13 protein-coding genes are annotated in these 14,804 nt (G+C 50.9%); 4 read left to right on the plus strand and 9 right to left on the minus strand.

Features of this window, described 5'->3' with window-relative positions; translation table 11 throughout:
* Positions 1 to 313: 313 nt before the first annotated feature.
* Together JW897_RS08170 and JW897_RS08175 are read left to right on the plus strand one after the other, a co-directional pair.
* Positions 314 to 1,471 carry an AAA family ATPase gene (locus JW897_RS08170; protein WP_062791365.1) on the plus strand — a complete coding sequence of 386 codons (1,158 nt, stop codon included), beginning with the start codon at positions 314 to 316 and terminating at the stop codon, positions 1,469 to 1,471.
* The gene (locus tag JW897_RS08175) at positions 1,468 to 3,690 is read left to right on the plus strand and encodes a S8 family peptidase (protein WP_062791367.1); all 2,223 of its coding nucleotides are present in this window, start codon (positions 1,468 to 1,470) and stop codon (positions 3,688 to 3,690) included. The genes JW897_RS08170 and JW897_RS08175 overlap by 4 nt, the downstream gene beginning before the upstream one ends.
* A 129-nt stretch (positions 3,691 to 3,819) precedes the next feature.
* Here JW897_RS08175 and JW897_RS08180 read toward each other — a convergent pair whose 3' ends face one another.
* The 3 genes from JW897_RS08180 to JW897_RS08190 all read right to left on the minus strand — a co-directional run bounded on the left by JW897_RS08180 (position 3,820) and on the right by JW897_RS08190 (position 6,012).
* Complete coding sequence (locus JW897_RS08180) at positions 3,820 to 4,701, minus strand: GTPase family protein (RefSeq protein WP_205465778.1); 882 nt, start codon at positions 4,699 to 4,701, stop codon at positions 3,820 to 3,822.
* Positions 4,702 to 4,788: 87 nt separating this feature from the next.
* The gene (locus JW897_RS08185; protein ID WP_205465779.1) at positions 4,789 to 5,223 is read right to left on the minus strand and encodes a hypothetical protein; all 435 of its coding nucleotides are present in this window, start codon (positions 5,221 to 5,223) and stop codon (positions 4,789 to 4,791) included.
* Positions 5,224 to 5,508: 285 nt separating this feature from the next.
* On the minus strand, positions 5,509 to 6,012 hold the full coding sequence (locus JW897_RS08190; protein ID WP_205465780.1) for a hypothetical protein: 504 nt from the start codon (positions 6,010 to 6,012) through the stop codon (positions 5,509 to 5,511).
* A 135-nt stretch (positions 6,013 to 6,147) separates the two neighbouring features.
* Between JW897_RS08190 and JW897_RS08195 the strand changes: the two genes are divergently transcribed.
* Positions 6,148 to 6,498 carry a helix-turn-helix domain-containing protein gene (locus JW897_RS08195; RefSeq protein ID WP_205465781.1) on the plus strand — a complete coding sequence of 117 codons (351 nt, stop codon included), beginning with the start codon at positions 6,148 to 6,150 and terminating at the stop codon, positions 6,496 to 6,498.
* Here JW897_RS08195 and JW897_RS08200 read toward each other — a convergent pair.
* From JW897_RS08200 to JW897_RS08215, 4 genes are all read right to left on the minus strand, one after another.
* A complete protein-coding gene (locus tag JW897_RS08200; RefSeq protein WP_205465782.1) occupies positions 6,485 to 7,381 on the minus strand; it encodes a recombination directionality factor in 897 nt (298 codons plus the stop codon). The two genes, JW897_RS08195 and JW897_RS08200, sit on opposite strands and share 14 nt — an antisense overlap.
* Positions 7,378 to 8,361: a YqaJ viral recombinase family nuclease gene (locus tag JW897_RS08205; protein ID WP_205465783.1), complete on the minus strand. Its 984-nt coding sequence runs from the start codon at positions 8,359 to 8,361 to the stop codon at positions 7,378 to 7,380. Before JW897_RS08205 ends, JW897_RS08200 begins: the two co-directional genes overlap by 4 nt.
* Positions 8,362 to 8,525: 164 nt before the next feature.
* On the minus strand, positions 8,526 to 8,987 hold the full coding sequence (locus JW897_RS08210) for a hypothetical protein (protein WP_205465784.1): 462 nt from the start codon (positions 8,985 to 8,987) through the stop codon (positions 8,526 to 8,528).
* Between the two features lie 4 nt (positions 8,988 to 8,991).
* Positions 8,992 to 9,948 carry a DUF932 domain-containing protein gene (locus tag JW897_RS08215; protein WP_205465785.1) on the minus strand — a complete coding sequence of 319 codons (957 nt, stop codon included), beginning with the start codon at positions 9,946 to 9,948 and terminating at the stop codon, positions 8,992 to 8,994.
* 1,463 nt (positions 9,949 to 11,411) lie between these two features.
* Between JW897_RS08215 and JW897_RS08220 the strand changes: the two genes are divergently transcribed.
* A complete protein-coding gene (locus tag JW897_RS08220; protein ID WP_205465981.1) occupies positions 11,412 to 12,446 on the plus strand; it encodes a YncE family protein in 1,035 nt (344 codons plus the stop codon).
* A gap of 130 nt (positions 12,447 to 12,576) precedes the next feature.
* Here the strand turns inward: JW897_RS08220 and JW897_RS08225 are convergent, their stop codons facing one another.
* Both JW897_RS08225 and motA read right to left on the minus strand, forming a co-directional pair.
* Positions 12,577 to 13,845: an HD-GYP domain-containing protein gene (locus JW897_RS08225; RefSeq protein WP_205465786.1), complete on the minus strand. Its 1,269-nt coding sequence runs from the start codon at positions 13,843 to 13,845 to the stop codon at positions 12,577 to 12,579.
* An 89-nt stretch (positions 13,846 to 13,934) separates the two neighbouring features.
* Positions 13,935 to 14,795: a flagellar motor stator protein MotA gene (gene motA / locus JW897_RS08230; RefSeq protein WP_205465787.1), complete on the minus strand. Its 861-nt coding sequence runs from the start codon at positions 14,793 to 14,795 to the stop codon at positions 13,935 to 13,937.
* Positions 14,796 to 14,804: the final 9 nt, after the last annotated feature.

Below are 14,804 nucleotides of genomic sequence, written 5' to 3' on the forward strand. Positions count from 1 at the left end.
CTACATCCGCCTACACGGGCTAGAAATTTCACCGCCTCCATCACAAAGCAATAACAGATTACTGACCCAAGCCCCTCCCCGTAGCAATCACTCAGACCAAGCCCTAGCCATTTTTTTCGTTGCACTAGCCGAACCGGCCCTTCCGCATGGAAGGCACCCTCAGATTTCCCCAGCATGCCAGCTCACAGCCAAACTATGGAATCGTCCATCCATCACCGTCGCAAGCTTTCTTGTCTACAAAAAAGATGCGATAATAAATTAGTCCATTGCACATGAAAATAAAATGCAATGAAATCAATATACTGAGATAATTATGGGCGAAATTACAGGACTTAAGGCTGATTTAGTCCAAATTGTTCGACTAGCTTTGGCTGAGCAAACTGAGGATGTGCGCCTTTTCGCCGCAAGGCTGGTTAGGAAGTACCGAGGGACGGAGCCAGAATTGGCTGAGCAAGTGGACTTGTACTTGCGCGCCAAACCGCACCGGACGGGAGCTCCATTACGCAAGACAGTCGCACCATCACTGCCAGACCAAGCTCTGCCGGTGGATGATGAGTCTAGGCTATCGTTACTAAAAGTTTTCAAAGACCCCTCGGATCGAGAGACCCCGCTTCTGTCGACCGAACTTGAAGAAGCTCTCGGGCAATTGATCCAGGAGCGCAAGCAGGTATCGCGCCTTACATCACTAGGACTAACCCCAACTCGCTCTGCCATCTTTGTCGGCCAACCAGGCGTCGGCAAGACCCTAACTGCACGCTGGTTGGCAGCGCAACTTGGCGTTCCGCTATATGTACTCGATCTGACTGCAGTGATGAGTAGCCTATTGGGGCGTAGCGGCAGCAATTTGCGCGCCGCCTTGGACTTTGCCAAGCGTAGCCCATGTGTCTTGCTGCTAGATGAAATCGATTCAATAGCCAAACGACGTAGTGATGACGCAGATATCGGAGAACTCAAGCGCCTAGTAACAGTGATCTTGCAAGAGGTTGATGAATGGCCTGCAACCGGTTTGCTGTTGGCGGCAACCAATCATCCAGAACTGATCGATCCTGCACTATGGAGACGGTTTGACTTAGTCATTGAATTCAAGATCCCGGAACCTGCAGCGATCAAGGACGCAATCAAGCGATTCCTTGGGCCTGACTTCGCACTGTTTGGTCGATGGATCGAAATCCTAGCCTTCGCATTTCGTGGACAGTCTTTCAGCGATATCGAACGAGAGATACAGCGATTTCGACGCGCGGTGGCATTGGGTACGGCCTCGGATGAGGATTTAATTGAGGATTTCATCAAAGCACGCGCCTTGTCACTGGAACGTCAAGGACGTATCGACATGGCGGTGTTACTAGCAAAGCAAACCCGCCTATCACAGCACAGCATCTCGGACATCACGGGGGTTAGCCGGGACACTATTCGCAAGTACACAACTGACGGACCAACCGTCGTTCCCCAAAAACGGAGGCGTAAAGCATGAGCCAGACAAACTTCCTGATCGGACGAGGTGAGTTGCTTACCTACGAAATCAAGGGCCCCAAACGTGGAATGGACAAGGCGGAGGTTTATACCTTAGAGCAATCTAGAAAACGGTTGGCACCGCAGTTCACTGAGGCATCAAATATTCTAGACAGCCTCCCTGATATGGCCTGTCCTGGGGACTTGGGCGTTGCTCGTCTAGCTCTCAACCCAAGTTACATTGCACGCTCATTCTTCCCATTAGCGATGTTACGCAAAGCTGGCCTTGAATCGGTCGGCAGCAGGGCTGTCAAGCTTACTCCCGAGGCATGGTCCAAGAAGGGGGATCCCCGCGAATCAAGCACCACAGAGCTTTTCGTGGTCGGCAGACGACAATCATTTCGTCAGTTAAACGATTGGGCAGCACAACTGGAAGATGGCTCAAACGAAGCGAAAGACTTATCACATATTGAGCGCTTTTCCGCTTTCAAGCCAGACGACCGTATCGTTTCGCTAGACACGGCCCAAAACCACTTTTTCGAAGTAGGCCTTCATTTGCTACCCGGAGATATGGACCAGTTCGTGCAACGTGCATTCGCTAAGTACGCTGCAGCGGTTGGCGTTACCATCCATACAGACTTGGCATTCAGCGCGGGCAATCTATGGTTCCTTCCTGCCGAGGGAGAAAACGACAGCATCAAGCGTTTGGCTCAGTTCTCATTTGTTCGCGTTATTCGTCCAATGCCCCAACTGCGTGGCATGCGCCCTATGCAACGATCCGCAGGTCTAACCGTGTCGTGCAATCTGCCAACTGAGCAACCGTTATCATCCGAGCCTAAGGTAGCAATTCTTGATGGCGGCCTTCCCAAGCATCACAGCATCGGACCATGGCTGAACAACTATCGCCTATTAGATGAAAATGCTGCGGATGATCCCGGGGGCTTAGAGCACGGCCTCGGAGTAACTTCGGCATTTCTATTTGGCCCCATAACTCCGAATAGTACTGCACCCCGCCCTTACTCCTACGTAGACCATCTACGCGTTCTGGATCGGGAGACCAATTCGGAAGACCCCTTAGAGTTGTACCGAACGCTGGGGCTTATCGAAGAAGTTCTACTGTCCCGCCAGTATCAGTTCATTAATCTCAGCTTAGGACCTGATCTGCCGATTGATGATGCAGATGTACATGCTTGGACATCTGTAATCGACGATTTGCTCAGCGATGGCGATACGCTGATGACTGTGGCTGTTGGCAATAACGGTGAGATGGATCGGTCGGTTGGCAATTCTCGGGTACAGGTTCCCTCTGATTGCGTTAATGCATTGTCAGTGGGGGCCGCAGACAACGTCGACACAACATGGGCCCGTGCGGCCTACAGCGCCATTGGTCCTGGACGTAGCCCTGGGGTCGTGAAGCCTGATCTCATGGCTTTTGGTGGAGACGCTACCCGCTCTAAGTATTTCCATGTCCTTGCGGAAGGTGCGAAGCCAACATTGGTACCGCAACTAGGTACCAGTTTTGCAGCACCGTATCTACTGCGCAACGCCGTCGGTGTTCGCGCGATTCTTGGTGCCGATTTGACCCCGCTAGCCATCAAAGCCCTGCTTGTACATGGTGCAGACCCAGCCTCACATGACAAACTCGAAGTGGGCTGGGGGAAAGTGCCAGAAGATTTGGCAGAAATCATTACTTGCCCAGCAGGCGTGGCGCGAGTGGTCTACCAGGGTGAATTGAAGCCAGGCAAGTATCTCCGGGCAACGCTTCCAATTCCTACTGGCGGTTTACAAGGCAACATTCGCCTAAAGGCGACCTTCTGCTACGCTTCTTCAACTGACCCACAAGATGCAATTGCCTACACACGGGCCGGTTTGGAAGTAGTATTTCGACCCAGTGATAAGAAGGTCAAGGAAGGTAAGACAAACGCTGATACGAAGGGCTTCTTTGACATGAAGAAATATGCAACCGAGGAGGAGCGCCGTTCTGATTTGGGTAAGTGGGAAACAGTTTTGCATGGTAACAAGTCCATGCGGGGCAGTAGCCTAGACAATCCGGTGTTTGACATCCACTACAACGCACGTGAAGCCGGTGGGCCAACAACCGGAGCTGAGAAAATTCGCTATGCGCTAATCATCTCGGTTGAAGCCCCAAAGCATGCGGATCTCTACAACGAAATTCTACGCTCTTATGCCAAGATGCTGGTACCCATCCAACCTAAGGTAACCTTGCCTATCCGTGTGTAGCGTTGTTGATGTGTGGCATGAATCGTACTTTGTAGCCTGGGTGATCGACTCACTCTGAACTCGGCCATTTCCCCGCCGCAATCGCAAAAAAAAACACTCTCCGGCTGGGGAGTGTTTTATGCCGCCAGCTCAGCGTCCCCACAGGGCACTGAGCTTGTCGACCATCACTTCCTTGCCCTTGCGGGCCAGGTCACCCAAACGGCTACGCAGTAGCTGCCACAGGCAAGCCAGACAGAGTTGCCAGGTAGTGTTGGAGATCTGCTCCGGCTTGGTTTCCCGTACTACCCCCCACTTTCTCTCATGCGGTAACACTCGCACGATGTTCTCCACCAGTTCGGGCAAGCCATAGTTTTCTGCAGCAGCAATCACGCTGATGTGGCTGGCCGGGATGTTGAAGGTTTCGGTGATCACCCGTTGTTTCAGGACCAAATGCTCTTGCTGCAATGGACCTGGACGATGCTGTTGATCATCCCATTCCCGGCAGGGTTCGATCTTGTCAGCCTGGCTGATGACAAACAACACCGGGATGGCGTGGTTGGCCAGATTGGGCTGCAGCAATTCCTGATAGCACTGTTGATCCAGGCTGAGGGCCCGGTCGTCAGCTTTGATCAGCCACAGGATCAGATCCAGTTCCGGTAGTAGCGCCTTGTACTGATCGCGGTATTCCTCATGATGCTGCAGGCTCTCACCCACGCCAGGCATGTCGATCAGCGAGATGCCTCGCCCTGATTGATAGGCCAAGGTGATTTCTTGTGGGTAACGGGTGCCACCGGTCACGTCACTAACTGCGGATTCCTCTTGGCCGAATAGAGCGTTACACAGCGAAGACTTGCCGGTACCACTCTTGCCCATTACGCCGATGGTGGCCTGATAGCTGACGATCTTCTGTAGTTCATCTTGCAGGTACTGGCGGTAATCTGCGGACAGATGGCGGGTTTGCTTGTCCAGCAATTGGCTCAGGCAGCTTTGTAGCGGTAGGGTGGATTCCGGCGGGGTGGCGGGCGTGCGCATGTCAGGCCTCACTTTCATTGGGGACAATAAAAATCGCCACCTCGGTAGAGATGGCGATCTGTTTTGGAGGAAGTTGCCGGTGCGGGCTTACCAGCTCTCGCATTGAGCCTTCGCAGGGTTGGCAGGAAGTACTGCCGCAGCGCCAGCCACCGGAACGGCCATGCTGGCCTTTCCAGCATGAACAATCACTTTCTTGCCGGCGCGTAATGCATCCCAGGCAGCACGGAAGTTGTCACCACCGGCATTGCTGCCCGCATCGGAGGGAAACAGCTTTTTGCTTCCGATCTGCATGCTGAAGTCCTGCGGGTAGCCCGGGCCGTAGTAACGCTGGTTCAGGCTGACATGCATGGTGGCCGGCTCTTTACCACATTGGATATCGAGTGAATTGCCTTTGTCGTCGGTGACGCCGTAATGCAGGGTCTGGCCATCTAGGGCCACGGATTTATTCCATTGGCCGGGCTGAGCGGCCATGGCCGATGTGCTGAGCACGATGGCGATAAGTGTGAGGGAGAGGGATTTCATGTCTTGCCTTTCTATATAAAGACCGGCAGGTCAGGTGAACCACTACCGGATTGATGTAGATGACGGGTGCGCAGAATTTAGCGATCTGGTCTGGGGTGTGTCGGGTCTTGCCGGTGCAGGCTGTCGCCCAGTGCGATACCGAGCAGCAAAAGGCTGAGTGAGCCCATGCGATCGGCTGAGGCATGCTTGAGTAGCAGCACACTGACTACCATCAGCAGGGGCAGCTGCATCGGGTGACGACGCGGGGGAAGCAAGCTATTGAGCATGGTGTTGCCTTTCGCGTGCTCAGAGACCGATCCAGCCGTTATCGGACTTCACCATGCGCATATTGTTGTAGGTGTAATCGATGTGGATGGTGCTGGCGTAAGAGGCAATATTGGCTTGTGCATAATCGCCGTAGACATTACGCGGCATGTTCGGGCAGGTGCGGTGCAGGTTGGCCATGATGGCGGCACGAACCTTGATCACATAGTCGTCACGTTGCCACGGCATCCAGTCGGTCTGACTGGCCAGACGCGCATTCATCTCATCCAGCAGCTTGGCATTCTCGGGTAGCGGTGCGAATTCCAGTGCGTACTTCACCTGCAGGGTGTAACGGTTATCGCCATCGGCAATGCCGTTGACCTTGTCGAAATTGCTGACGGTGACAATGCTGCAGTCTCCCAGCGACTTCTGGATGGCCTGCTTGGCTTCGGAAGTGGATGGCGAGCTGGACCCGGAGCAGGCGGTCAGCAGTAATAGACTGGTCAGGGCGCTGCCCAGAACTAGGGTGCGATAAGTGCGGGACATGGAATGATTCCTTGTGAGCAAAGTAAATAGTTGTCTTTCAAGTTGACTTTCAACTTATAACGATGAGTTTCAACGCAATGGGTTCTTCATGTCAATGGGTTGTCTTGCGACTATTAGAGTTGAATGGAGACTACGATGGCAGAAAAGAAACCCGATCCACTGGCCGTGAGCGTTGGCAAAGCCATTGCGGCACGACGACAGGAAGCAGGACTGACCCAAGACCAGGTCGCAGGGAAATTGGATATCGGCAATGAGGCGGTATCCCGCATGGAGCGGGGACTGGTCATGCCGACGGTGGCCCGCCTGCTGGAACTGGCCAGCCTGTTCCACTGCGATGCTTCAGCCTTGCTGGTGGAATCCAGCAATCGCCCAGCGGAGCAGGCGCAGCACCTGGCACAGATGCTGGCCCGCCTGGACAGTGCAGATCGGGAGATGGTGCTGGCGATGGTGGAACAACTGACCAGCCGCCTGGCTAAGCGGACTTGACGGCACCCAGCTTGGAGGTGAGCCGGGTAGGGCGAGACACCGCCTTCGGCTTCTCCTCTGACTCAGCACTGCCTTCCACTGCCGGATAAAACTCCTCCAGCAACTGCGGTACTTCCTCCTCGGTATCTTCGAACTGACCGTTCTGCAGCAACAGCCGGGCGGCTTGCTCCAGTTCGGCAGTGTCGATACCGGCTTCCAGTTGTTCATCGGCTACCTTGCGTGCCGTACTGACGGCTTCGGCCAGGGTCTGGCCATCGCGCAGCGTCAGATCCACGTAGTACACCGGGGTGCGGTGCGACTGGGTGGTGCTCTTGGCCCGTAGACGCAGTAACAGCGGCAGATGCTTGGTGTTACCCCCACTGGCGGCCTCGTAATACTTCAGCCGTGCTGCTAATGTCCGCACAGAGTTGTAGCCGGTGGTACGGAAGATGAAGCTGCCCAGCTCATCCTGCTGACCTTCCACCTGTACGTTGAGCCGACCATACAGCTTGCAGCCCAGCTCCTTGGCCAACGGACAACGGTCTGGTCCTACGCAGTCAATTTCTTCCATGCCCTGAGCCGTCACCCGTCGTGCCGTTTCTCCGTTACCGACACACACCGGTCGACCGTTATTCCGGTCGAAGGCACTGTATTCGGCCCGCAGATTCAGCTCGCTGTCGTTGAACAGCAGCTGGATCGGGATGGCGCGGATCTTGCCGTTCTGGGCCTGCTCCGATAGGGCCTGGTGCAAGGGATGCAGCAACCAGCCATCCCGGCTCTGTACCTGGGTGGTCAATGAGAAGCTGTCGTCCTTCTCCGGTAGCCAGCGTTCCTGCTTCTGCACCAGCTTGCCAATGCTGATACGCCCGATCACGGGTGGGGTAATGGCGAGACCTTTAATCACGATGCTTTCCTTTCAGTCTGAATGACAAAGCGCCGGGAACCGGCAATGGACTTGCTGTACTGGGCGAGCAGAGTGGGGTGGTCTTGCGACAAGCGTTCGACATCAGGGGTAACGCGATCCTTGGACCGCTTCCAGGTGATACGGCCAGACTGGAACACAGCCGCAGAGGCATGGCCCAGCACGTTCTGGATTTGCTGGCGGATGGCCGCTTCCTTGGCCTCAGCCTCTTCCTTCCGCTGCCGTTCTGCCAACAAGGCAGAGAACAGCCGATTACCCTCAAGCGATTCGGTCAGGTCGATGGTTTGGCCGTCATCACGCGGGAATAGCCAGGACAGCGCAGCACCTGCATCATCCGAGCCATCCGGTGCCGGCTGAGTGTCCAGCACCACGTGCTGCCAGAACACTGTCTCCCGGGCGATCAGGTCGGCGATCTTGTCTTCATCGCGCAGCACGCGATAGATACGGAAATCCTGACCACCGATCAGCACCGCCACATCGGCCCAGTCGTGGCCGGTGACGGCCAGTTGATGCAGGACCTGGCATTGATAGGCCACCGGAATCCCTTCTTCCCACTGCGGGGCAGAGTGATAGCTCGCCGTCTTGATTTCCAGGATGCCCCAGCCTTCCTCCGGGCAACGCACCTCCCGATCCAGATTGGCCAGCATGAAACGGTGAGTCGGGTGCTGCAGTACGGCATTCACCCGCCGTACCTTGCGACCGGTACGTTCGGCATACACCCGGGCCAGAATGGGTTCCAGAATCGTGCCCCAGATCACAGCCTCTTTCTCCGACAGATCTTCCGACTCCTTACGACCGGTCTTCTCCAGCCAGAGAGACAAGGGGCACTTGTACTGCGACAGCCCAATGGCCGGGGCTGCATCAGATGAACCAATGCCCAACTGACGAATGCGCAGCCATTCATCACGAGACAACTTCAGGGTAGAGGCCAGACGAATGGCCTGTGCGTAGCGTTCAGCCATGGCAAAACACTCCTTATAAAGGCATAAAGCCCGGCAGCAAGGCTGACCGGGCAATAGGTTTGATAGGGGGTAAACGGAAACGAGAGAAACGAGAGAAACGACAGCAGAGAACAGGACTACAGCACGAAGAGGAGGAGCGAGAGGAAATCAGACCGGCAACAGGCTCAAACAGGCGCGACCGGCACGATTACCGGCAGCTCAGGAGAGAGCGTCAGCAGGACCTGGCGGATGGCTGGCCACTGCTGTGGTTGACCCCGCAGCATGAACTCCCCGGCCAGTCGCACCAGGCAGGCTTTGACCCAATCGAGGGAAGGGGCCTGACCATCATGCAGCACGATCCACTCGGCAATGGCACTGCCCAGGGCTTCGGTCACCTCGTAATGCCACACTCCCGGTGCAGCCTGATCCAGCTGGTCGTACAAGGTATCCGTGAGGGCTGCCACCATCGGTGCGTATTGCACCAGCTCGGCATGCAGCTCCAGACAACCAGCACCCCAGATCACCAGCAGGCTGCGTTCGGCATCCTGGCCGTCGTATGCCACACCCAGGCTGTTCCAGGTACAGAAGTCGCGCATACCTGCCGTCAGACAGGCTGCGGTCAAAGCAATGGATTGCACGGAAGCCATGACATCACTCCACCAAGGCCAGTGCATGCTCCAGTGCCTTGCCCTTCAGCTGGGCACCCTGACCGAACCAGGCCGAATCCAACCGGTAGTCCTGACTGCGAGCGCGACGACGATGATCGACATACTCGGTCATGGCATTCACCAGGCCCCATGCCGTTCCACGAGTACCGGCCAGCATTGAACCCATGCCCCCACCGCTATACAGCGCCGATACCTGCTGCAGCGCCTTGGAAGTGACCGCATCATCAGCGCCTGCCACCAGCGGTTCGTCCAGGACTTCACGGAAGAACTGGCTGGCTTCTTCAGGCGAGACCGAACGCTGTGACAGCTGCTTGATGTTGCTGATGAAACGGTCCCAGGCCGACAACCCCAGACCCAGTGCACCCTTTACCTGCTGTGGATCAAATACAGTGGAGTGGGGCACCTTCACTGCACCGGTTCTGTCCTTCACTGCCATCTGCAGCGTGTTGTTGCACACCACCCGTACCGAGGTGAACTGGGCCGTGGTACACAGCGTGCCATCACAACTGGTAGCCAGCAGCAGATAGGCCTTCACCCGGTCCCCGCCCTTGAGCAGGGCTTCCTGACCGGTTTTGGCCAGCGCCCACAGCTTGCGACCACCCTTCAATACGCCAGCGGTTTCCAGCTCAAACCCACCAGCACTGACCAGGTCGCGATAGAACTCCAGCACTTCAGACGGCTGTACCACCTTGTAACGCGGCGAGACCACCGATAGTGGAGCCAGCGAGTCAGACCGATACAGCACCTTGGAATCGGCAAACGGGCGGATGTGCATGCCGTCATTAGCCACATTGAACAAGACATCACTCTGCTCGATACGCCAGTCCATGCCGGCTTCCGTCAGCCACACTTCCAGCGGCTGCTGGGGAGAAAGCGGATTGCCCAGACCATGCCAGGGCGTGGCTCCGACAAAGGCCATGGATTCGATGAGATGGGACATGAGATCACTCCAATGAAAATGGCCCCCGTCAAGACGGAGGCCAGGGCATAAAGGACACCCGGAGTGGGTGTCGCTGTGCTGATTCAAGGGAGTAATATAGGACCGAAAAAAAGTAGAAATAATGGTGAAACTAAGCAATGTAGCTTGAATGGAACAACTTAGTCACACCTGTATATACAGATGCTAGAAAATAGGCTAGGGTGCGATATTATTTCATAATTCACAGCATGCGAGGACATGCCATACCGGTGCTTAAATAATATTGCAATAAGCTGCTAAATATTTTATTCGTCTACTGGGTGAGATGCATCAATGGAGCCTAGAATAGGCAGATCTCGAATAAGCTAGATAGAAAGTAGGCTGATGAATGAATTTAACATTTTAAAGTATATTTAATCAGTTATCACAATTGGACCCAGCTCATATGCAGATTTTTGGTCAAAAATATGGGAGTTGGCTTTATGGTTTTCTCTGTGCGATAGTTTTTATAGATACAGGCCTTGTGTTCAGCCCTTTACTCCCAGGTAATTCACTTATCTTTACCGCAGGCGTACTGGCCGCCAATGGCGTACTCTCTCCCCATCTAGTTCTGATACTACTATCACTAGCCGCATTTCTAGGAGATCACGCTAATTACTGGGTAGGCAGAAAAGTTGGACACCAGCTATTTGGTAATCCAGCAGTTGCCAATTACAAGAGCCGAGCCACAAGTACGATCCAGATTTTTTCTCACGACACCATCGATCAGCCATTATTTTTGCACATTTTTCCCAGTGTTACGTGGAAACTCTCCTTTTATTGCCGGCGCAACCAAAGTGGTTTATCGACACTTTATAATCCTGTCTCTGATTGGTTCCTGTATATGGGTGACAATAGTGGTAACAGCAGGACATTTCCTGGGGAAATTACCTGCCATTTCTAACGATATCCCAGTTTCCATTTTAATTGTCACCATCCCCCCTTCGCTACCGTTATTTGGAATATTGTTCCGTATTAAAAAAAAATAATACCCGATCTTGATTCGTATCAAGGGTGCGGAGTCGGAACTGGTTTAAATTTACATGATGAGTCAAATTAACCACGTATTTTTGCTGGTGCTGCTTTGGTTACCTCTGCAATTCATGCAAGTAGTCGATGCATCGGCATCGCCTTTTACAGACCAGGATACATCAGAAATCCATTCACTATTTCATCTACACGAAGACAAAAAGCACTGTAAAGATGACATTGTCTCGTGTGATATAGCAGTACATTGCCTACAGCATTGTGTTTCGCCACTAATTAGTAACTTAGACGTAACGGCTTATACCAACTTTGGTGCTGTATGGCAGTCAACAACTCCTAAGCAATGGAGGAGCATAACCCATACTCCTCCTCATCATCCACCACAAGCATGAACCTCTTACTAAAAGCAGTACCACTCCAACACGGAGCAAACGCATACTAAATTAAGGAGTTCATGAATGAAAACCATGCAATTTATCCTGGCAGCCTCCTCGCTCGCCATTAGCACAGCATTTTCTAGCGCGGCAACATTACCCATGGGCAAAATTTATAGTGCCAATGAGGGTGATAACTCTATCAGTGTAATCACATTACCGTCAGGTAAAGTAAATACCGTAAAAGTCCCCATTACACCACACAATGTACAAATCTCACCTGATGGGAAAATTCTGCTAGCTGTGGGTATGCCAGCAAATAGTCACAACATGGTTGGAATGGATCATGCGGGTGGACATGATGAAGATGAACCTGGCCAATTACTACTGCTAGATGCAGACCAGCCAAGCAAGATCCTTGCAAACATGCCCGCAGGCCATCATCCGGCACACGTAATCACGGACCCGACAGGACAACGGGCTTATATCACCAGCTCTGAAGATAACGCTATCACAGTGATAGATTTGGAGCGTAAGGTTCTTATTGCAAAAGTAGCCACAGGGGCATTTCCCCATGGACTTCGAGCCAGCCCGAATGGAAATGAGCTGTATGTGGCCAACGTGAAAGACGATAACATTTCCGTAATTGACACCAAGAGCCTAAAGGAAATAGACCGTATCCACGTGGGACATGCACCCGTACAAGTTGGTTTTTCACCTGATGGACGGCATGCCTATGTTTCTCTGCGAGATGATAACCAAATAGCAGTCATTGATACGGCAAACCACCAAATTACCACTCGGGTAGCTGTAGGAAAAAATCCAATTCAAGTGTTCGCTAGTAATGATGGCAACAAGGTTTATGTAGCCAATCAAGGAAGCGATGCCCAACCGGATGATAAAGTCTCCATCTTGGATGCACGAAATAATGTAATCACTAGTACCGTAACCACCGGTCTAGGGGCGCATGGTGTTGTTGTTAGCCCTGGCAGTGAGGCTGCCTTTATCACAAATACAAAGGCAAATACTGTCAGTGCTATTAATGCTAAAAGTGGCAAAGTTATTGCCAACTACTCCGTTGGCAATAACCCAAATGGCATTACCTTTCGAGCATACTAAAGCCTAGCTCTGCGGCGGGATTTTCCGCCGCATTTCCCATAAAAACACATCAATTGGCAGTTATTCACAAAATATTTTATATCTAAAATTTATTCATTACACCAAATCAATATTGAAAAAATAGACGGTTTCAATCTGTGCTTGCCGCGTAAAAACGCAACTTACTCTCTAACTTACCCCTTAGAATATCAACACTTGCTTTATTAATTTTTGCATATGCTTCAGGTGCAATTTCAAGAAATTTAGCTAAAATTAAACCATCAAAGCTTTTACCACCTTCCTCAAGCATTATTTTGACTGCGTCAGCATAGCTCATTTCATTCTTATATGGCCTAACGGATGTCAGGGCATCAAATACATCAACAATAGAAAACAACCGAGCTTTAAATGGGATGTACTCACCTTGCAGTCCATTAGGATAGCCCTTTCCATCAAAGCGCTCATGATGACACGAGACAATTTCTTGCGCACCTTTCAGCCACTTTGATTTTTCAAGTATGTGCTGTCCGATGTGGACATGGGATTTCATCACTTCGAACTCATCAATGGTTAACTTCCCTGGCTTTAGTAGAATCGCATCAGGGATGCCAATTTTTCCTACATCATGCAAGAAGGAGCCAGAAATAAGGCTAATCATTTCACTTTCTTTAACATGCAAAGACTCTGCAAGCATTACTGAATACAAAGTTACTCTGTAATTGTGTGCATCCGTATCTGAATCACGTTTAGCAATGGCACTGCCCAGTACTTCCATTAAGTCAAAATTACTTTCCAACAAATCAGACGACAAGCTTGATGCTTTTTTATACAATGAAAAAACGATAGAATAAAAAATCAATCCGGAGACAAACAGTGCAACGATTACAGCAGCTAATGATTCATAAATCCGATCATTCATTTCATAAACTGCAAGAGAAGGCACCTTATACGCCCCCTCGAAATACCCACCTATGTTCCCTTTATTATATTGAAGCGACGCCATGGCCATAACATACAAATCATCTCCATATTTAATTATTTCATGGTGATGCTCACCTGCCATCGGGAAATATCTATTGCTATTTTTAATTTTATTTATAAGATTTTTATCAGCGCGAGACCAGTGCTCACTCTTTAGCACTCTATTTTTATCATAGACAGAAATACCGACAAATTGACCTTTATGTAAGATACTCTGCAATACCTCCTCTTGACGATCAAAAGAAAGTGTATAAAATTCAACGCCAACCTCTTTATTAAAATCCCCAACAGCATCACTTGCCAATCCAAAAACAAATTTATTTATTCTCGCCGTCTCCGTTCCGTACGTAAAAACACCAAAGAATATTGAAAGCAATATCCAGGCTGGAACAATTCTAGCAAGAATTATGCGATGGACATTCCATTTGCTAATTTTCATAACTGGTACACTCCCCATGCATCTTTAAACCATAAATTTATTATGGCAATGCCATGAAGACCAGTTGGCAACAAATAATCATTGCATAATTACTTTATCGATTTAACATAGCTTTCAAGCTCCTCAAATTCAGGTCTTTCAGTAGAAAAGATAACTTTCCGTCCAAATTCAACTGCCGTTTGTGGTGCATAACCCTGAAGGCTGGATAAGATAACAGTTTTAATACATTGCAATTCTTTTGTACTTTCATCTAGTTTCTGTTCAAGTAATGATCCAAGTGGAGCAACAATACCATAAGCTAATAAAATCCCTAGAAATGTTCCAACTAGTGCCGAGCCAATCATCTCCCCAAGAACTGCCGGTGGTTGGCCAACAGACCCCATTGTATTGACTACGCCAAGAACAGCAGCAACAATGCCAAATGCAGGCAAAGCATCGCCAAGCCTTATAATTGCAGCTATTGGCGCATGTGCCTCGTTATGATGTGTTTCAATTTCGACATCCATCAGATTTTCTATTTCAAACGAATTTAAGTTCCCTGATACCATTATCCTTAGATAGTCAGTAATAAATTTCATTACATGGTGATCAGATCCAATCTCCTGGAATTTTCCAAAAAGTGGGCTATCGTGAGGCCTCTCTATGTCAGCCTCAATTGCCATTAATCCCTCCTTTCGTACTTTGACCAATGTTGAAAACAGCAATGCCATAAGCTCCATGTACCTGGTTTTTGTATACTTTGACGGCTTTATAATAGTAGGCAGTAGTTTTAAAACAGCCTTCAAAACTTTCGATTGATTACCGACAACAAAAGCCCCAAATGCCCCACCAAATATTGCCATTAGCTCTGTTGGCATTGCCTTTAGAATAACTTCAATATTTCCTCCATGAATAATAAAGGCACCAAATATCAAGGAAATCACAACTACATATCCTATTATTACATTCATTATTCATGT

The sequence above is a fragment of the Chromobacterium alkanivorans genome, from assembly GCF_016937655.1.
Classification (GTDB): Bacteria; Pseudomonadota; Gammaproteobacteria; order Burkholderiales; family Chromobacteriaceae; genus Chromobacterium; species Chromobacterium alkanivorans.